We start from the raw sequence: 19,937 nt of genomic DNA, 5'->3' as shown, positions 1-19,937 counted from the left end.
TTTGTTAGGGAAGTAAAACTGATGTGTGACTACCAGAGGTAGTACGATAATGCACACGGTAAGAGACGAAACTGTTAAAGATACCAGGAACGTCCAAGAAAAGGTGAGGGGATAAACTGTCAATTGGGAGACCAGTAAGCCCAAAGGCAAAAGCTGTCTCCACGATTCCAATTTAACGTTACTTAGCATGATCAGGCCACTGCGCCAGCTTTCTGTGCCCGGAGATGTCCATAAGTTGCAATAAATGCATAGATGGATAGCCTCCTGCAATCAGCGATTTCGGCTTTCCATTGTTAAACACCCCTCGTGCATATGTTCTGGAAACAGGTTTATCTGTTAAACCTCGAAGCACAGAGTTGGGTGTAAGGAGTAAATAGAACTCCCCATCTTCGGTAGGCCATCCGTTTTTGAACGTGTCTATTGAATCATCCCGCATTTATTTAAAATATATATTTTGTGCATACTTGTCTATATTGTGTACCGCTGAGTCAAGCCTGTCAATTAGCAGTTAAATTCATGTGAGGATATCAAGACATCAATGGTAATCTTGATGGCTCATCCTCTACAGCTTCGGAAGGGGGGGCCTTTTTTTTGTCCACCGCCAACACGGTCGAGACGATATGGGAAATGTCCACATCTGAAATGTCCAGGCCAGGGAAGGCAGTATCATATTTTCCTGATTTTCGGTTATGCTCCGATACTAGCCTGGACAATTCACATGAGAAATTAACTTCAGGAAAGAATAGGGGCTCTTCCATCATGTGCGTCGTCTCAGCTAACTTTTGAAGGGCTTCTACGACCATGTCTTCGGGGGCAAAGGTTGCTTGCAACTCAATAAATAACTGCTTCGCTGATTCGATATCGTCAACATCGAAACAAATGCTTTGGGCCCCAAAGCGCAGGTTTACGGATACCTGCTGTACTTCAGAGTCATCAGTGTTGTCGCAATAAAGTACTTTGATTGATGCCCCTTGCAGCAAACCTTTGCGATTTAAGGGGATCAGTGTTTCCTCCTTTTCACCCCGGGGGACTTTTGTTAGTGGCATGACAAAATGATCTGATTCGATAAGACTATTTATCGAGGACCTGGTAATTATCGGGAGAGATGGAGCTTCTAGCCTGCGAAGCCGTTGCGTTACAGGATACGGCAAGTTTACTTGTAAGCACCCTGAAGCGATATTGACAGGGACCATATTGCCTTCGCCATGGTTATGGAACAAATAGATCGTGGAATTGTTGCCTTCAGATCGGTTGTATATGGTCGTGGCGTAGAAGCACATTGTACTTATTGTCTCATCTTCACGCCCGACCAATAACAACGGATATTCAGCCAAATTAGTAACATTCAAGTATTGGTGAATGAGTTGCTGGTAACCCTGATCAAATTTATCTGCCATAGTGATGCCTAAAATATATTTTATATGCATAAAATAGCACCGGCGCAGAACCTTTTTCAAGGATTAATCGCTCTTGTAAGACACATTACTCCAAACTGATAAGTCTCTGCTGGTGAACAATTCATGCGGGTCCCAGCTTGGAGGTATCAGTTCCGCTTCAAGCTCTTTTTCGCTTTTGCTCGAAAGCACTTCCAATGATTTTCTCACTGCCGGGCTAAGCAAATATGAGAGCTTCTCCCTTGATTCAGAAAAGAAAAGGTTTTGCTTAATGCTTACGTCAACATCAATTGTGCTTCTGTTGTACTCCAGACGTCTGGTTACAATTCTGCAGTGTGGTTGTGCCGGGTCCGCAGGGTATAACTTGTTTACCACGGCTAATTCCCACGGCTTCATTGAGTTGTCGGCCCTTTCCACAAGGCACGCAATACCAAAACCTTGGGGGAAAAGCCCAAACATGGCCTGGAACTTATTCGCAAGCTCTAACTTTACTTCACCTTTATTAGCATGCTCTACGACGTGATACATGGCGTTTACGGTCTCCGACCGACACTGCTCTCGCTTCGTGGCGAGAATCAATGATGCATAAATCTGAGAGATTTTTATCGCTGATCCCAGCTCCTTTTCAGACTGCCCCTTCAACTTGAATGTGGTGATAGCAAACTCTGAAAATTCTTGAACTTTTATCTCATCGTAATCCGCGGTTTTACGGAGGTACTGCTTTTTTCTCTCCAGAACGAGCTTTAGGAAACTGAGGCTATGCCTTTCATTTATCTCAAGCAGCTTCCTTCGTTCGTTGTGATTTAGAGTGCGAAATTCATCCTTAGGTGAATGTTTGCATTCACCTGAAAGCAGTGCCTTCGCTTCCGGGTGAAAAAGACCGGCATCAAACGAAAGCAGACTGTAATAGAGAGGTGTGATCACTTGCTCCAAATACCGCTTTCTTGCCTTTTTATCAGAAAATCTGGAAGTACCTTCCCAATGTCGACTGATATGTCCTGTCTTGCAATAACCCTCCAACAGCAACTCGTCTAAAAACCTGGCAGTGGTGACAGCGCGATAGAGTGGTTTTAACTTTTTATTTACTTTCGGCTGGTGGACCTTGCCCCCAGGGGAAAGGTGAAAAAGACTGCCCAAGAACCTTGCTGATTTGCCCAGCGTTTCACTTCTCGACTCCCCTTCCGTCAGTGCTATCAATGTTTGGACGAGGTCATCCATATGAGTAAAGAAGTTTGTATATTCGTTTTCCGTGAGCAAAGTGCTTCCCTGCTGGGATGCAAAGTAACGTTCTGCATTACCGTACAGCGAAGGTTTCTTCGAGTCATAAGACAGTATTTTTCGGGCGAGACTATTAATCTCATCCAAATAGTGAGTTTGTGCTCTTTCCATCGAGTGTTCTTTTGGTTATATGGAGGGCCGAATGAATAGGCGCCTGTTAGGCGCCTTACTTGGTTTTATACTGATGCTTTGCGAATATTGAAATCATTCGCCACACTGACCCATTGCGACTTGGCCTGCTCATCTACTGTCTTGAACATTCCCTCAAGGAAGTGTTCGCAAAAATATTCGACAGCCGGCAGTCGGGTTTGGTAATTGCTCAATTGCTCGGCAATTTCCTCACTTGCACTTGAGAATTCATCGTTGCCTTTTGATAATTCAAATTGGCATTTTGCAGCTATGACATCAGCCGCCTTAGCAAGTAGAGCGTGAGGATCGGACTTATCTTGCGCAATGTAAGGCCGGTAAAGTTCCTGGAATTCAGGAGGGAGTGTTTGTAAAAGAGATTCCTCAAATTCTCGCTCCATCACTTTCATTGCCTGAGCAATCCGTGGATTTTTATATTTCGCTGTACTGGGGATATCTCCGCAATAGGACTCGCTCGCCTCATGAAATGCTGCCATTGATGCCACTTTATCTGGCGAAATATCCTCACCAAATTTCTCTTTCGCAATGACGCCAAGCACATGGGAAATGATTGTCGTCTCATATATGTGAGCTGAGAGAACCTCAACTTTAAACTGGCTCATCAAACCCCAACGATTGATGTTGTTTGCTCGCTTTAGGATGCCCACAAATTCAGAATTCATATAGTGACCTCAAGAGTTGTCTTTAATTCAGATTAACACAATATATATCTGTTGTGCATTATTGGCTTGCGGTGATCATCTCGTTGCGCTCTTCTAAAGGGGGTAGCTGCAGTGCATGCGAAAGGCGTTTCGATGCTTTATCATACAACGCTGAAATATGATAATTGTGAATTGCTTGAATTTGGATGAGCGGAGAGTCAGGGTGGATGGAGCTGTGTTCTATTTTGGACCAAATTCTAAAAGGGGCTTCTTCCAAAGCGATGCTATAGGAGCTGGCCAGGTGCCAGTTTTTTATTGCTTCGGCAGCGGAAACTCGATGTTCCCTTTGTGACAGCAAAAAGCTGTTTAGAATTTCAACCCTGATAATAGATCTCAAAACAGGTTTTGAGACCAGCTCTGTGTTTTGAGAGTAATCCAGGCTCTTAGCGATTGTAAACATCATTAGAGCGTTGCTGGTGGGTAGATGTGCCCGAGCAATAGGACCGGGAATATCAGAAGGGATAATGTCTCGCGAATACAAGGCCCTAATTAGATCGTCGGATGCCGGTGATGGGCAAGGTACCAAAGTGAGTGCCGAAGTTAATATAATTAGCCATTTGTTAATCATGTTCAGCCGTCATTTCTTCTAGAGCAGCGAGATATTCCCCGTATTTATTCTTTCTGGCCACCTCTGTAACGCTCAAGTTATTTTCGTCTTTAATGTCAAACTCAGCTCCGTGATCTTCCAGTACTTTCATGATACTAAGCCTCTTATCTTCAGGTGTTTCCGAAAACGGGAGGAATAGAAAATGGGCAGCTGTTCTACCATTGTGATCACGAGCGTTAATCTCGCTTTTGGCTACCAGTACTCGCACGACCTCTACTAACCCGCTCTCTACAGCAGCCATGAGAGGGGTAGCACCGGTCATGTCGTTAGGTGTGAGATTTGCGTTTATCTCGAGAAGATATGACGCTGCATCGATATTCCGTTGGAACAGAGCGCTCATAAGAGGCGTGTTTCCGTTCTCGCTGTTCGGTCGGTTGATGTCGACACCCAATAAAATCAGCTTTTTTACCCATGGCTTATAGGTGTCATTCCAGGAAGCTGAAAAACGCATCAACCTATGAATTAATGCTGTCCCGGAGAGCGAAGTCCTGTCTAAGTCATACTGGTATCTTTTGAGGATCATCAAGCACTCGAAGCACTCTCTCTCTAACGCAAGATGGCTTATTAGATACTGGTCACCTATAGGTAAGTAGGGGTAGAAATTTCGCTTTCTAAGTGCAGATTCGAACTGGCTGTGTTGGTCATTATTTACAGCAGCAATCGCTTCTCCGATATTGACAGCACTTATTTGCAATAGCTGTTCTATCTGCTTTTCCAAGAAGGCATGCATATGCTCATTGGTTTGTTTTTGCTGGTGGGATTGGATGAAGAGATCCAATAATGTGACACCATTCACGTCCAGATAAAAAGGGTTAAGACCAGTCTTGAAAAGTGATTCAAGAGACGCTACGTCTTGCTCCCTGAACGCTCTAGCAGCAGCGTTCTGCAATTTCACTTGCTCACGATTCGTTGGGTTACGCACATCTGCAACATGGGGGATGCGGTCTGTTGGGACGGGGGTGCTTATGATGGCGAAACTGCTATTCGCCCCTAATAATAAAGCAAAAAAACCCCAGGCTTTTAAGGTGAAATTACCTCCCCGGGGTGTTTTTTCAGATAGTTTCCAGAACAGGAGGGTAGGCCACATTGAATGATTCTCTTTAGTTGTTATGCACAAAGAGTATCAATAAAGCATCATCCCATCAATTCAGGAATTAGTTCTTAGATTTGGCCTTCACCTCAATAGCATTTTCTTCCCCGGTGATTTCCTTGAGCATCTGTCGCGCTCGCTCTACGTTGTTTGATTCCATGTGGTGCCCTTCCTGTGCCCACAGAAGGATTGTGCCAGGCTCTATAGCTTCTTTCTTTTTCTTGTATGTGAGCTCCAGCTTATCGTCACGAATTCGATATCTAAGCGCTTTGGTTGTATCGTCCGTACGAACGAGTGTCAGTGATAATGAATTATTCATTCTAATTCCTTACATGAGTGCCAGCAGGGCGTTGTTACGGCCGTCTGATGTTAATTTTCCGAATGTATCGTTACGTGCGCTTCTCTGTACCTGTCTAACAAGCATATCCAGTTCCTGAATGGCTGCTTTGGCGCCGTCAATCTTTGGTTGATGCCACTGTTCGCTGAGCGTCTTAGTAACGTCGTCAGACATCAATGATTGCTTATTCCCGCTCAGAGTCGATGCGAGAAAACTACTGGCCATTGCCAAGTTTACCGAGGGCATTTCCGGTAATGCTTTTTCTACCAAATCGAGCGCTGCCTGAGAATACACTCCATCTTCATTAAGCTGTTCAGCTTGTTTTACCGCGGATAATACATTATTCCACTCACGCATGGCATTGCTGAGATATTCTGCGTGATCTGTACGCAAACCCGTCAGATAGGTGGCCAAATCTTTTTTCGCAGAGGGTGATGCATTGACTGCAGCCGTTTCCGTCTTGCTGGCCACCAGCGACAGCACGTCGTCCACACTGTTAAAGGCTGGCGAGAATTCCTCTAACCATTCGTCAGAAAGTTTTACCGCACTTACAAAGTCGGCTTGGTCAAAACCGGTTACCCCAGCGCCAACCATTACTTTCATTGCAATCCACGAGGGAGACTGTACCTGGTGCTTAACGTCAAACAATCTCGCTATTCGCGTGGAAATTTCTTCAACCAAAACTGATGGATTTAGGGCTTTGAAGCGCTTTACAGCTTTGCGTCTTTGGTTTCTTTGTCTTCTAATCTCTAGCAAAGCCTTGGCTTTCACACTGCGATGTTGATTCATCAGCAGCACACCGTCCATGGATGCCAGCTCTTCAGCTGAGTTAGGCAAATTAAATAGGCCGGCGTAATTGAAAATCTCGGTACGCTTCAATGTCTTCTGAGCTGTATACCAGGTATTCAGGTTCACTGAAATCACGCCAGCCTGTGACAATTCCCAGAACGCGTCAGTATTTACAAATTGACGTAGAGTCATTTTGCCATCTTCTTTGCGTTTCACTCTGCGTAAGCTTTTGATTGCGTCGTCGTGCATCCGGATCGCTTTTTCGTAGCCGCCGAAATCTAACCACTCCGCCAGTGCGGGGGTAATCTCGAAATTGGGTGCGGACTCTTCAACCATTGTTTGGTGCTGAGAGATATATGGTGTTTCAACCAAAACATGGTCTGGTGCCCATACCTGCTCAGGCTTCATCCAGGCATTTTCCAGTGAAGGTACTGTTTGAGGTGCGTACATTCGCAGAGAGGTCTTCTGGCGGATGATACCGGAGGCACTTCTTTTGACAGCTCGACGCGTCGCACCCTGAACCTTGTCAGCTTTCGCCCGCTGCTCTCTAAGAGACTTGCCGACAACAACCATTTTTCGCTGAGTTAGGAGCTGTGTGAACGATATAGGAGCCGCAGTAGACTGTTCATTCCAGCGCGTTCTGGCTTTTTTGAGTAAGGCTTCCTTTGTGTATTTACCAGGCGTGAAAGCTTTTCCATTGACTTTCACTCGAAGCACTTCACGTTCGCTGATTCTGCTGTAGTGCACATTCGCTCGAAGCGATTGCGGTACCAGCTCTGACATGCAGCCTAAATTTCTTTCCGAATCAAAAATATCCCATGGGCGAAAGGGGGCGATGTGCATCGATAGCAGATCAATCCCTGGCTCAGACAATTTTATTGCCATCGCATCGCCAATGGTGTCATTGGGCGCCTTTGTCGTATCCACGTCAGGATAGGGGATGCGATTACCTTTTTTTACGACCTCGTTATAAATACCCAATGGCCTAAACGGAACTGACTTGACTCCATCCATCGCCCACAAAGCCGACAAGTAAATACAGTGATCCAAATTGGCCACGTTGATCAGATGCTGCTGCGCGCCTTCTTTGTACATGTCTAAAAACTCTGCACGCGTCTGCTCATCATGAATGGACAAGTCATTTAAAATCTCAGCATAGCCCGGATCCTTTTCCGGCGTACCGGCATTAACCAACGCTTTAAATTTCTGAGCACGCAAGTAGTCATCATGTGTCAGCTGCACATAATAAGTTAACAAGCGCTCCAACGTTCTACTGTTGAGTATATTTGGCTGTAGCATTGCGTGGTTGGTCACCGGGTCAAACGCACGAGGGTGATGGGTTCTACACGTAACGTCGTGTGCCACAGAGTACATAAAGTCACGTACTTTATTGGCGTTACCCTGTATAGCACTCCATCTGATACTACGGTTGTGAGCCACGACTGATTTATCTACTTTGCCTGCCTTAAAGCAATTCAAGCATCCATTTCTGGCAGAACCGCCACAGGCAACTTTCTGGTCATTCGCGCCTATGTTGATCTCGCATGTATCTGATGCCGAGTCACCATAAATCTGAATTAGCAGGCGGTTGCTTTTCAGAAAGCCATCCATTCGGTTACCAGGCGTTGGCACTATCATGGGTGTCTCACCGATTCTCTGCAGCAACTCAAACACCTCTTCATTGCTCAGGTCCCGGATAGGTGCAAAGGTGTTTAATCCGTCCTGGTTTTCATTAATCAGCATTGTGGCTGATTTATTGTTATCGAATTTCTTTATTGAAGCGCTTCGCTTTGTCCCTTCGTCATGGCGAGAGCCAATGCAGCTGACCAACTTCGATGCATCGTACCGGGCCATCAATTCTTTCTGGATTTTGTGGCTGGTATCAACCTTAAATATAACCGCGCAATCGGAATTAAGAGAGGGGGTCGACGGGAGCTTACGCGCTCCTAAGAAGAGGCTTGCAAACTGGTTATACAGTGGTGGTGTCTCATGGTGCAGGCTTAAGTTGATGCCATTTTCCTCGCAATAGGTTTCCAGCTTGCGCATCGCATAATGCGAGTACATGTGCATCGGGATGCTCTCATTTGCTGTATCGATATGGATCACAACAAAAGGGTGGGAAGCAGTGATGATCTCGTCTTTGATTGCTCGTAAATGCGCGACTACAGCCGCACTCAAGACCAGGCTACTATCTTTGCCAAAAGAAGACGGAATGACGAGCATGTAGCCTTCAGCTATCAGGCTGTAGAGTTCGCCAATAATGCTTTCGTAGATAGCATGCAACTCTTTGTCTCGGCCGTCACGTTCCGCTTGTACGTTGACGATTTCAACGGCGTTATTTTTTGCAGGAACCTCTGACTCATCAACCGTAATGACGAACTCAAATGTGCCGTCAGGTAGTTTGGTTTGCGAGTGGACATGATGGCCCATATGAGCGCAGTAAAAGGGAACATCACGCTGGGTGGATGGCTCGATAGTTTTAATCGTACATGCCGTGCCAGACTTCAATTCTGCACTCAGGAAACGGCGTACACGGATCATGACCTCCGGGCAACGGTAATCTTGCGTATCTAAAGTGATGTTCTTCATTATCTTATCCAACCCCTGAAAGCCGAGGTGCGCGTGCTGATGTACATATAATATATACATTACGACTGCGTTGCAAGCGCCTTTTCTAACTAATTCAGAAAAAGCACTCGCACGAAGGGAGAGGGATAAGATGTCAGCTTACACTGAGCCGCACCCTTCGCTGCCGAAAGCTCCCAGTGGGAGTTTCCAGTCGCTGGTGGTTACCGGTAGCGTATATTGCTGATTTACAGCTTGGCGCAGCGCTTCTGCGTCATCAATATTGAAGGGGGCGACACCATCACTGATGTCGATGACATTCAGTCTCTTCCTGCTAATGGTAACCCCAAACTTTTCTTCGTAGTCAGCGATTTGCTCCGCTTCTCCGGGGAAATGTCGCCGGATTGTCGCCCAGACCCGTGGGCTGTTATAGATACACTTCATGCAGCTGCTTCTGGTCCATCCCAGGCGATAAGGAACCGGTGCTGTAATACGTCGGCTCTCAAGTGCAGCCCAGACATCTTCTTCTGACCAGTTTAAAACTGGGCGCCATACATTGACGAGACGGTTTAACTTCCCCTTGGTGGCATTGGTGGCGTGAGACTCATATTGGTTGTATTTGCTTCTGTTGGCCGATTCCTGACGTCTTTCTCCAGAAATGACCAGCACTTTTTTGCCGTGGAATCTCGACTGAGAGTTAACTGCTCGACGTCCTACGTCGATCTTTAACTTAGAACTACACCAACGCTGGGCCAAACTTGCTGATTGCTGAGGAAATTTAAGTCGAGTGTTTTTCTTACTCAGCTTCAGATTGCGCTCCAGAGTAATTAGTCCACCTGGCGTCTCGACCATGTCAGGTTGGCTGATAGCGTCCTGCTTTAGCATCTCACCCTCAAACCCGCCTTTTAGCCAGGAAAAATAGAGAGGAACGTTAAATTCGGCGGCCAGCTTACGGTTATAATCAGCCATAAACATCCAGTCCATTTTTAGGGAAGAGCCTTCCCGACCATCAATGTCGTGATGCCAAAATTCCACCTTTCGCATATCCACTCCGGCCTGCTCCAGTCGAATAGCTGACGCGATGGAGTCTTTCCCTCCAGACATGAGCAGAATAATGTGGTCATATGCATCTAGGTCAATTTCCTCAGCATCACGGAAGACCGTTCCGCCACCTGTATCTGAAGGCTGAAGCGCCCCTCCGGTTGAGGACCGGATAGCGGAAGGAATGGTAAAATTATCATCGATATTATGTGAATCAAACATAAACGCCTCGCGTTGTAATGGGCGGTAGGAGTCGCCCAGGTATTCATTAAGTGAGATCGGCAGGGTTTAGTACTTCAACCAGTGTCTTTGCAAGAAACTCCGTTTCCGTCGTCGCCCGCCACTCCTGTGAACCTGACTTGTAAGAGGCGAAAACTTCCCATACATCACCGTCTTCACGGTATTCATAGGTAGGGGGAAGCGCTTCTATTTCAGCGCAAACGATATCTGGCCACCGCCCCACTTCACCACTATCCCAATCTTCGTTTTTATCTGTATAGCTGATGAGTTCTAACACCGGCTTCATTTGAAGACGATCATTCAGAGGGATAGACTTACACTGTTCGACCAGTGACTCTGCCTCGCTCCAGTCGATGCTTTCGTTTTCCTCCCAAGACGAATTTAATTGCTGGGAATATTCAAACAGTTTGCGCAATTGTTCCATTATTCTTTCTCCTGTAAGAGCGGCTGTTAGGCCGCGATACCCATAAATTCTTCGGTCATTTGAAGCTGTGCCTTTACGGCAAGCTTCATTGCTAGCGTTCTGGCACTACCTTTGATGATTTTCTTGTCAATCATGACCTTTCCTTGCCAGTGTGGCGCCACGCGAGACATATCCATTTCAACAAGCGGCTCAAGTATGGTGAAGTCCGGTTTAACAGAGGATTTGATGCTGTTATCAATGACCAGGTTACCGACTCGACCCAAGGCCTCAAGGCCGATGGCACAGCAAAGAATAGAATCCTCTTTCGCCTCTTTATTTGTTATTCTTCCTGAGCTGGCATCAGAAAAAACCGGGAACAGTGACTCAATCTGGCGAGCGAAATCAACGATTAGAGACAACCACATCGTTCTAAGCTGCTCATCCTGAAACTCGGCGTTGATTTGACTATCGGTCTTGGCCATGAACACGCGAAGAAAGGTTTTAAACTGTGCCAGAGTGTAAATGTGTGTAGTGCGACCGTCGCGGGCCACATGCTGAGACAGAGTACAGTTTGCCTTTTCTAATGCCTCCAGAGCATCAACAACGAAGCGTGAGCTCATTTCTGAACTATCAAAGAACAGGTTTATCGAGCTATTCGTCTTCACTACATTTTTGTGGTAGTCGGTGAATACTTGTCGGATCCGGGATGCATCCTCCAGCAGCGTTGGCCCGTTCGCTAAAATAATCTTGATATCAACAGTGCGCGTCGCTAACTCCGGACGCTCTGCAAGAGCACCGTCTGTACCTACAAGCCGACCTTGACCATCGACCAGCATGCGTTCCGCGTCTGAGGAGAGGGTGAGGGAGGCGAGCTTAGCTCCGGTTATCGAGACTGGTTTGACGTTTACCTGATTGGTGAAAAAAGCCGTTAGCTGGGGGAAAACGGTGTCGTCTCGATTAACCAGGTAATCAGTAATATTTTTATGTCGGCTTTTGGTGAGTTCACGCTGAAGGCGCTCATCATCACTTTCACACTGGTGAACCTCAAAGAGACTAATCAACTGAGCAAAGGTGATAGTTACATTGAAAGTCGTACCGACACCTTCATTGCCGGCAAAACCAAGGACATTTACTGTTTTGAATGTTGACTGAGTAGCCATTTGTTTTCTCCAACCCCTGTGTGCCGAGGTGCGCTGTTAAGATGTATATACTGTAATTGTACGTACAATCTTTTGTCAACATAATTTATCAATTATTTAGTTATCCACATTTTTTGTGGATTGTTCTGTGTATATGTGAGTTAAATCAGCGCATCTTGTGGGTTTTTGGTACCCGTCAAGCAATATTTGAGAAAATTCGATTATTTAACCTTCATTAATTTATGAAGACGCAAAATAAATGTAGTATGCACAATGAATTAGTTATGGGCATATTTGGTGAGATGATGGACATTGTTACCGGCAGCAAAAAAAAGGAACACCCCGTGGGCGGAAAACCAGTCTTCGTCCCGCTAGTTGCAGACGTTGAGTTGTATTGGAATGAGTTCTCCTCCTCTGCAGAAGCAGAGCAATATGCTTATGACATGGCATATAGCCGACAAGATGAACTTTTAGATAAGCTTGAGCGCGAGCAACACAGGCTCAGAGAGGTTCTTGGGAACTCGAATATGCTTGTAGATGGAGGCTCACACTCACTCGGTGATTTTGTCGAGAGAACGCTCTCTGAAATGTCCAGCCTTACCTCATTACTCTCCAATAATTATGCATAAAGTATATTTTTTGTTTACTTTCAGTGCGAGTTGCGTATACTAGATTGTACGAACAATGTGTGCCGCACCTCGGGTCTCATCAGGGGTTGGATTTATCATGAATGTCTCGGAAACGTTAAAGCTATCGGAAACCGGCAAGGGCAAGCGGGTTTGGATGAATAATAACGCATTAACTCGTTCTGGTTTGGTACCGGGCATGCGCTATGACGTCATCTATTTTGACAACTACGTGGATATTATCGTTAACCCCCACGGAAAACGGGTAGTGGTGGACAACGGTAAATCTCTGATTGACCTTGAAACTCAGCAGCTGGGGAATACTTTTCCTGATGTGTCAGAGGTAAGCGTTGCTTATCTTACAAATGGCGTAAGGATCCGAGCTTCACACAACGAAGAAAAAATACGTTCTCGTGAAAAAGTAATAGCCAATCCAAAAAAGACATGGCGAATTGGCGAGCTGTTCGCAGGTTTTGGTCATTTGGGAGCCCAAATTTCAAAGGGGCTTCAAGCTGCAGGGGTTATGGCAGCTCTAGCCTTCGCCAATGAATATGACAGGGTTACCGCTGACATTCATGCAACTAATCAACATGCATGGGAACACTGCACTGCAGATGCCCTCCTCGTAAATGAAGATTTGCTGACTATGAATATGGAGCAGGTACCGGATCTGGACATGCTGATAATGGGTTACCCGTGCGTAGGTTTCTCGGCAATGCAATCCAATCCCGATAAGCGTGACACCCGACACCCACAAGCTGGCGCATTGTTTGTCAGAGTGCTTGAAGTGATAAACCGGTCAAACCCAAGTGTGATCGTTTTGGAAAACTCACCATTCATGCAGGATTCTGAAACCATGCACATCATTGACGCTGTATTGCATGCTACTGGGTACAGCTCAGAATCCACAACCCTGAAGGGTACTGATCACGGTGATTTTGAGCCCAGAAAGAGGCTTGCCAAAGTGTGGTATTCCAGCGGGTTTACGCCCATCAATCTACATTTGATGCAACCTACGTTATCAGCAACTCGCACTGTCAGCGATGTCGTTGAGTATATGCCGGAAGACTCTCCAAAGTGGCGGGATTACGCATACCTGAGAAAACATGCCTCCAAGAAAACGCAAGGTCATGGATTCTTTGTCGCAGAGGCAGGTGATACGACGTTGAAAACGTTTGGTGCAAATTACGCAAAAGCACAACCAGACTCCAGTTTCCTTCCACACCCAACAGAGCCAAACTTGTATCGTATGTTTGAGCCATCAGAGCATGCAAACATACGCAGAGTAGACGGGGCGACGAAAGAAGCCATTGTTTCTGTAGCGAATGGAAAACACTGCCTCGTTAATGCCAGAGGAAGTTCAAAAGTAGCCCATCAAATACTGGGGAATAGTGTTGCGCCTCGCCCGTGGCTGGCACTTGGTAAACACCTCGGAGACTGGGTTTCCAGTCAACATAATCAAGAGTCTACATCTACCTTTGATGACGACGACTTCTTAAAACTGATTGCATAAAGAGAGAACACAATGCTCAAGAATGAATTTCCAGTAAACCGAATCGCAGAAATTATTAGTGCGCCAGAACATTTCAAATTGATAGAAATAGTTCCTCTTGTTAAGCAGGCTTCTCAGTTGCCAATTAGACTTGCCGAAGATGTTGGGGATGAGGAGGAGCTTGTTATCCTTGATCTAGAAACTGATGGCCTCAATGAACACGAGAACGATCCAATAGAACTCGGAATGGTAAAAGTTAGATTCAGCCCATCCCAAAACTGTCTGATAGAAATCACTGATTCTATTAGTATGTTTGAGCAGCCTCGCCAACCTATCGGGGAAAATATTACCGAGATTACCGGAATTACGAATGACATGTTAGATGGCCAGTCTTTTGACGAGGAGATGGTGACTACCTGGTTCGAAGGTGATCCGATCATCGTCGCGCACAACGCGTCGTTTGACAGAAAATTCTTTGAAACTCGTTTTCCTGAGTTGGGTAATTTTCGCTGGGGATGCTCGATTGCTAACGTTGATTGGCCTGCTCTGGGGTTTGGAAGCAAAAAGCTGGAATACCTTTTGAGTTCTCATGGTTTTTTCTACCCGGCTCACAGAGCTGAAGTGGACTGTTTGGCGTTAGCATGGCTTCTTCATATCAACCCTGACGCACTGCGACGCTTGTTAAATGGTATCCGCACCTCAACTGTGACTATCCGAGCCATAGGTGCGCCTTTTGAGGTGAAAGATGTTCTAAAAGCGAGCGGATACTCGTTCGATTATAATGGCGAAACCTCCTACTTCGCCAAACACTGGTATAAATCTGTACCGGGAGAAGATGAGCAAGAGGAACTGGATTTTCTGTGTGAACTTTATTCCAGTGCCTCCAACATGGTAGCTAAAGAATACATAACAAGCCGGGAAAGATTTAAATAATACTGCATAAAAATTATATGTTGTGCATTGACAGGCTAATGATATACATCTACTATTTGATTCATTGAGTTAGCGAGACCTTACTCAATAAAGCAAGGCGTATCTCCGGCGCTGGACAGCTGGATGTTACCAACCACTTCATGCCGCACTATGTGCGGCTTTTTTTTATCGATTAGAGTCGGATAAGCTAAAAGTTTCAGGTGACTCACTTTCGGTTTTAGTGTTCGTCATCACCCTCCACAGGATCACACCGGCTGCTGCAACACATAAAGATAATAAGGTAGATATCGTACTGCTGTTGCCAGAGAGCCAGCCATATAAGCAAGTGCCGGCAAAAAGCAAAAGCAAAGAGTAGATTAAGAGGTTAACAATCATTTTTTTGTTTATCATTTTAGCTCCAATGATGGTTATCGCTTTTCGGTAAGGCGAAGTTCATTTAATTTGTTCCAGGGAGAAGGGGATGCCTTGATAAGTGTCCGTGATTTCTCCTGTCTTTGAGACTGACAAGAAAATAGGAGAGGACAGCCCCGAGTTCAAAGTTCTGATTACAGAGATGTGCTGACCTCGAAAGTCAGCTTGGAGAGTATTGATCAACTCACCACAAGTAGTGGGGATCTTTTCGCCGTTGTGCCTTATTGTTATCATTAACCGTTATTAACAAGATAAATCATGTTATGCATATTGCATTTATATTGATCTAAAAGTAAAGTGGTGATTCAGGTCTTTTATGCTTGTGGCCTGCCGCCGCCTCTTTAGCTTGGAAGGCAATGAGGCGGCTAACTCAACCTTCTGGCTATTTGACTCTCCCATGCGCAAATCTGTTACCTTTCTCTTCATAATGGCTCATGTTTCACTATCCCCTTCACATGCTTTGGCGGATGTTGTGAAAAAATCCAACTCAGGGATTTGTCATGATGAATCATCAAGATATTTCGAAAAAACAAAGTCCTTTACGGCGTTCCCGTCTATTGAAGAGTGTTTAGGTAGCGGAGGCCGGCTACCCAAGTCCTATGCCAATAAGCATCGCGAGATAGAACTCGCTTCAAGAGCAACTGAAGAAGCTAATAGGGAGGGGCGAGGCTATTCGAAAATTTATGACCGTGACTTATATGAGCATTGGATAGATACGGATGGAGACTGTCAAAACACCAGGCACGAGCTCCTTATCGCGCAGTCTTTAGAACCAGTGACATTCACCAATGCAAGCAAGTGTACTGTCAAAACCGGTTCTTGGTACGGAGCCATGACCTCCAAAACCTTTTCTCTGGCATCAGATGTCGATATCGATCACGTGGTACCTCTGGCTTACGCACATGTTCGAGGTGCATGGAGCTGGCCTTCTGCGAAAAAAATGGCGTTTGCGAATGACGAAGACAACCTGCGAATCACCGAAGACAACATCAATCAATCCAAAGGTGCACAAGGCCTGACTGAATTTCTCCCTCCAAATCTTGCCTATAGGTGTAATTACATAAGGGACTTCGATGGAATTATGAAAAAGTATGGCTTGTCATATTTTAAATCTGAAGAGCGAGAGGTGGACAAGATGCTGGCGAAGTGTTCATCGCCTCACTGACATGGCCGCCAAACAGCAACTTCAGTACAGTCACTTAGACCAAAGTATAAATTCTCATATCTTTTATAATTTTGGTTTATATGGTGAGTATCCATCTAACCTTATGTTATTTATAAAAAATATTATTTATTCAAGTTTCACGCGTTCAATATCAGCGATTGGTTATGCATAATTAATACTTTTTGATTTACTGAGGTTTGACACATCTTCATTTTTATTTATAATTGCACTCGGTCGCCTGAACAACGGCCAGTCAAAACCTCTGGGCTTTGGCAAAACAAACAAAAATCATTCTTCTGATTCCCCCCACCGGCTCGCGCTTGTGGGGTTTTCTCTTTTATGGGCGTTGCAAAATTTTATTGAAAAAAGATTGAACGTACAATATAGTGGGTTTACTACATGATGCACCTCGGTCTTACAGGGGTTGGAACGACAAATGAATTCACCAGTGACAATACAATCTGGCACAGCATACTTTGGTGACAACTTGATTCAGTTAGAGGGAGTCGCCATTGGCATTGAAGCTGCTAACGACGGCGCACTCAGCTCCCGCCCTATTCAGAAAATTTCTTCTTACAAGGGAGCTACTTATATGCTTGAAGTAGAAGATCCTGACCTGGATGAAGTGACGGAAACGTTTTTGCTTCAGGCCCCACTTTCAAAAAGCATAGATATCCGGCTCACAGCACGACAGCGTGATGAATTTGATTGTTGTGTGGGAAGTCCAGGCGGTCCATGGGGAAGGGCTGTGAGTGATTTTATTGTGAACACTACCGAGAATCGTGACTTCATCGAATATGTTCAGAGCCTAACTGACTGTGATGAGCGAACCAAATATCTGGATTGCAAAATCACGGCAGAGGCCTTTGAGTGCTTGCGAGCGTTGAAAAGTTACGGACTTAGTCAACGAAAAGCTATTGTGGCCATGACCGATTTTCATAAAGGAGGTTTGTAATGCTGCGAGCCTTGATTCCATTTGTCGGAGAGATAGCGGTCCATAATCACTTCATCACCAATGATCTTTATGAATACTACCTTCTCGAAGAAATAAGCAAGGAAGGGTGCACAAAGTGCTTGGTTCATAAAGAAAGCACGGTGATCGAGGATGTTGATATCAGCAAACTCAAACCGAAGATAATAAGCTGGGCGAATGAGATGTCACCTATTCCAGGAACCCCCAACTACTTGCGCCCACCTATCAACGGCATTTGGATAAGTTAATTAATACCTAAGGGCCAATTGCCTTTCCTAAGTCAGTTGGTCTCACCTGGTCAATAATACCATTTTAGGTGCGTCTCAAATCACTTCCCAGAAAATTTACACATCGTGGGCAGGCGCACGACGCTACCACTTCGAAGCTCATCATAACGCTTACGCTTGCGTCTTTTATCGGGTGTATTCAGCACCTCTGCTTCCACAGCTCTTATATGCACACCAACTTCTGCAGCGTCAAAATGTTGAGCCAAGCAGACTGCTGAATTTGCGAAACCGGCAGCGAGCTTTGCCCTGACTTCCTTTTTGGAAATATTGGCGTCAAGCACCTCCTGTAACAAGAGGGCATATTGCTTCAGCGATTGCTCTCTATAACCGTCATTGTTTCTATCGCTTGCGCTGACTTGGAAAGCGAAAAATACGTTGATCAACATGTATAGAATTAAACACTTCAATGTTATCTCCTTTGTGCAATAAATATATTTTATTTGCATAAAAAGCTTGACGCAAGATTGTACGTACAATATATTGAGTTGAAATAAAGGTGCGCCTCGACTTTTCTGGGGCTGGATATCGTCATGAAGTTTAAATTTGATTTGAGTCAGCTGAAAAAAGCATTTGTTGGAACAGCCAACTGGGACATCTACGTCGACTCGGAAGGCCGTCTTTACTCAGTGGGTAAACCAGAGCGTCGGGGTGCTGATGGATTCAATATGGATTCTATGTACGGCGATAAGCACCATATCAAGCGCCTCATGAGCCGAGGGCATTTTTCTGATCACCCTACTGAAATCGGCCTTGAACTGTTAAGTGGATTACATTCTCGCTTTATTGGTACCGGCCCTCAAAGTGCTGACTCAGCAATACTGTCATTTTGAGGCCTTCCAATGTCAGCACTAATTGAATATCAAGACACCGCAAACTCGCCATCTGCACTGTTAGATCAACCGCTTATCGTAGATAACTTTGCAGGAGCTGGTGGCGCATCACTGGGCATGGCCAATGCGCTGGGGCGCAGTGTCGATATAGCTATAAACCATGACACTGATGCTATTGCTATGCATGAAGCAAATCATCCAGGAACTTTTCACTATTGCGAAAGCGTTTGGGATATCTGCCCGCGGAAAGCTACTCAGGGGCGGCATGTCGCTGCAGCGTGGTTCTCTCCGGATTGTCGTCATTTTTCTAAATGTAAAAACGGCAAGCCCAAGAAAAAGGAGATCCGCGGTCTAGCGTGGGTCGCTGTTAGGTGGGCCGCTACGGCTCGACCTGACGTCATTTTTCTGGAAAACGTCGAAGAGTTTAAGAGCTGGGGACCGCTGTTAGAGGATGGAATGCCTTGCAAACAGCGAGCTGGGCAAACATTCCAGTCGTTCGTCAATGCCTTGAAAAAGCATGGTTACCGTGTCGAGACCAAAGTGCTAATAGCTGCTGATTTTGGTGCTGCGACAAAAAGAAAGCGATTGTTTCTGGTTGCTCGCTGCGATGGAAAAGCCATTGTGTGGCCGACCCCGACGCACGCACCATATCAGTCCGCACAAGTGGAAAGGGTTAATAAGCTGCCCTATGAAGCAAGCTTCAGGCATATAGATTGGCAGGCACCGACAACCAGCATACTCGGCAGGCCTCGACCCATTGTACTTAACACATTAAAGCGGATTGTCAGAGGCATAAAAAGGTTTGTCATTGAAGATCGTGCCCCCTTTGTTGTTCAGCGAGGCTATGGCGAAAGGCCCGGACAGGTCCCAAGATCTCAGGATGCTCGTGAACCGTTTGGTACATTTGTCGCTGGTGGTATCAAGCATTGTGTGTGCAACCTTTCCCTAAAAGCGTCAGAGAATTGGAGTGCGCAGGGAGACTGGGCAGTCATGGCAAACATTGTTAAGCACTATGGGGGGAACTATAGCGGCGCTGGGTTACCACTGAGCGCACCACTCGACACCATTACGACGGTTGATCACCATGCCTTGGTAAACACTACAGTCGTAAAAGGGATAGCTCTTACCGATGAGGAGCGCTACAACGCGTGGTGTATAGCGAGAATGTTCGAAGACGCGTCAGAGGAAATCGGTGGCCAGGTCCCACTTGAACGCAAGCCGTACATAACAATCCATGGAGCGGTATTGGTAGATATTCACATGCGGATGTTACTCCCCAGAGAACTCTATAGCGCCTCGGGTTTCCCTGCCGACTTTCAAATTGAGCATGACACCGAAGGAAAGAAAATCAGCAAAACGAAGCAAGTTGCACGAGTAGGGAACGCAGTTCCACCTGTTCTGGCAGAAAGGCTCTTTAGCGCCAATTTACCTCAATTATGCCAACAGCCGGCGAACAACAGCCTGTCAATGAGCGCGTAGAAAAGGATTA

19 protein-coding genes are annotated in these 19,937 nt (G+C 45.7%); 8 read left to right on the top strand and 11 right to left on the bottom strand.

Going from position 1 to position 19,937, the window contains the following annotated elements; translation table 11 throughout:
* Positions 1-527: 527 nt before the first annotated feature.
* From JKP77_RS03220 to JKP77_RS03175, 10 genes are all read right to left on the bottom strand, one after another.
* A complete protein-coding gene (locus tag JKP77_RS03220; RefSeq protein ID WP_218309782.1) occupies positions 528-1,397 on the bottom strand; it encodes a hypothetical protein in 870 nt (289 codons plus the stop codon).
* A 63-nt stretch (positions 1,398-1,460) separates the two neighbouring features.
* A complete protein-coding gene (locus tag JKP77_RS03215) occupies positions 1,461-2,783 on the bottom strand; it encodes a hypothetical protein (protein ID WP_218309781.1) in 1,323 nt (440 codons plus the stop codon).
* Positions 2,784-2,848: 65 nt separating this feature from the next.
* Positions 2,849-3,481: a 5'-deoxynucleotidase gene (gene yfbR, locus JKP77_RS03210; RefSeq protein ID WP_218309780.1), complete on the bottom strand. Its 633-nt coding sequence runs from the start codon at positions 3,479-3,481 to the stop codon at positions 2,849-2,851.
* A gap of 58 nt (positions 3,482-3,539) precedes the next feature.
* Complete coding sequence (locus JKP77_RS03205; RefSeq protein WP_218309779.1) at positions 3,540-3,923, bottom strand: hypothetical protein; 384 nt, start codon at positions 3,921-3,923, stop codon at positions 3,540-3,542.
* Between the two features lie 157 nt (positions 3,924-4,080).
* The gene (locus tag JKP77_RS03200) at positions 4,081-5,214 is read right to left on the bottom strand and encodes an ankyrin repeat domain-containing protein (RefSeq protein ID WP_218309778.1); all 1,134 of its coding nucleotides are present in this window, start codon (positions 5,212-5,214) and stop codon (positions 4,081-4,083) included.
* Positions 5,215-5,281: 67 nt separating this feature from the next.
* Positions 5,282-5,536, bottom strand: coding sequence for a hypothetical protein (locus tag JKP77_RS03195; protein WP_218309777.1), 255 nt, complete (start codon positions 5,534-5,536; stop codon positions 5,282-5,284).
* A gap of 9 nt (positions 5,537-5,545) precedes the next feature.
* Positions 5,546-8,932, bottom strand: coding sequence for a sulfurtransferase TusA family protein (locus tag JKP77_RS03190; protein ID WP_218309776.1), 3,387 nt, complete (start codon positions 8,930-8,932; stop codon positions 5,546-5,548).
* Between the two features lie 138 nt (positions 8,933-9,070).
* Positions 9,071-10,171: a phosphoadenosine phosphosulfate reductase domain-containing protein gene (locus tag JKP77_RS03185; protein WP_218309775.1), complete on the bottom strand. Its 1,101-nt coding sequence runs from the start codon at positions 10,169-10,171 to the stop codon at positions 9,071-9,073.
* Between the two features lie 46 nt (positions 10,172-10,217).
* Positions 10,218-10,613 (bottom strand): hypothetical protein, encoded by a 396-nt coding sequence (locus JKP77_RS03180; protein WP_218309774.1) that lies wholly within the window; start codon positions 10,611-10,613, stop codon positions 10,218-10,220.
* A 26-nt stretch (positions 10,614-10,639) separates the two neighbouring features.
* A complete protein-coding gene (locus tag JKP77_RS03175; RefSeq protein ID WP_218309773.1) occupies positions 10,640-11,752 on the bottom strand; it encodes a DNA sulfur modification protein DndB in 1,113 nt (370 codons plus the stop codon).
* Positions 11,753-12,015: 263 nt separating this feature from the next.
* On the opposite strand from JKP77_RS03175, the gene JKP77_RS03170 reads away from it, so the two are divergent.
* The 6 genes from JKP77_RS03170 to JKP77_RS03145 all read left to right on the top strand — a co-directional run bounded on the left by JKP77_RS03170 (position 12,016) and on the right by JKP77_RS03145 (position 17,579).
* Positions 12,016-12,360 carry a hypothetical protein gene (locus tag JKP77_RS03170; protein WP_218309772.1) on the top strand — a complete coding sequence of 115 codons (345 nt, stop codon included), beginning with the start codon at positions 12,016-12,018 and terminating at the stop codon, positions 12,358-12,360.
* A gap of 97 nt (positions 12,361-12,457) precedes the next feature.
* Positions 12,458-13,870, top strand: a complete 1,413-nt coding sequence (locus JKP77_RS03165; RefSeq protein ID WP_218309771.1) for a DNA cytosine methyltransferase — start codon at positions 12,458-12,460, stop codon at positions 13,868-13,870.
* Positions 13,871-13,882: 12 nt separating this feature from the next.
* The gene (locus JKP77_RS03160) at positions 13,883-14,782 is read left to right on the top strand and encodes a 3'-5' exonuclease (RefSeq protein ID WP_218309770.1); all 900 of its coding nucleotides are present in this window, start codon (positions 13,883-13,885) and stop codon (positions 14,780-14,782) included.
* A 727-nt stretch (positions 14,783-15,509) separates the two neighbouring features.
* Positions 15,510-16,358, top strand: coding sequence for an HNH endonuclease family protein (locus JKP77_RS03155; protein ID WP_218309769.1), 849 nt, complete (start codon positions 15,510-15,512; stop codon positions 16,356-16,358).
* 436 nt (positions 16,359-16,794) lie between these two features.
* Positions 16,795-17,313, top strand: a complete 519-nt coding sequence (locus JKP77_RS03150; protein WP_218309768.1) for a hypothetical protein — start codon at positions 16,795-16,797, stop codon at positions 17,311-17,313.
* Positions 17,313-17,579 (top strand): hypothetical protein, encoded by a 267-nt coding sequence (locus JKP77_RS03145; protein ID WP_218309767.1) that lies wholly within the window; start codon positions 17,313-17,315, stop codon positions 17,577-17,579. Before JKP77_RS03150 ends, JKP77_RS03145 begins: the two co-directional genes overlap by 1 nt.
* An 80-nt stretch (positions 17,580-17,659) precedes the next feature.
* Here JKP77_RS03145 and JKP77_RS03140 read toward each other — a convergent pair whose 3' ends face one another.
* Positions 17,660-18,025 carry a hypothetical protein gene (locus JKP77_RS03140; RefSeq protein WP_218309766.1) on the bottom strand — a complete coding sequence of 122 codons (366 nt, stop codon included), beginning with the start codon at positions 18,023-18,025 and terminating at the stop codon, positions 17,660-17,662.
* Between the two features lie 123 nt (positions 18,026-18,148).
* Here JKP77_RS03140 and JKP77_RS03135 point away from each other — a divergent pair, with 123 nt between their 5' ends.
* Both JKP77_RS03135 and JKP77_RS03130 read left to right on the top strand, forming a co-directional pair.
* A complete protein-coding gene (locus JKP77_RS03135; RefSeq protein ID WP_218309765.1) occupies positions 18,149-18,448 on the top strand; it encodes a hypothetical protein in 300 nt (99 codons plus the stop codon).
* Between the two features lie 9 nt (positions 18,449-18,457).
* Positions 18,458-19,927, top strand: a complete 1,470-nt coding sequence (locus tag JKP77_RS03130) for a DNA cytosine methyltransferase (RefSeq protein WP_218309764.1) — start codon at positions 18,458-18,460, stop codon at positions 19,925-19,927.
* Positions 19,928-19,937: the final 10 nt, after the last annotated feature.

Origin of the sequence: Alteromonas antoniana, from assembly GCF_019249295.1 — a bacterium.
GTDB classification, from domain to species: Bacteria; Pseudomonadota; Gammaproteobacteria; order Enterobacterales; family Alteromonadaceae; genus Alteromonas; species Alteromonas antoniana.
Note: the sequence above shows the minus strand (reverse complement) of the source record. Positions and strands in the feature narration are given on the sequence as shown.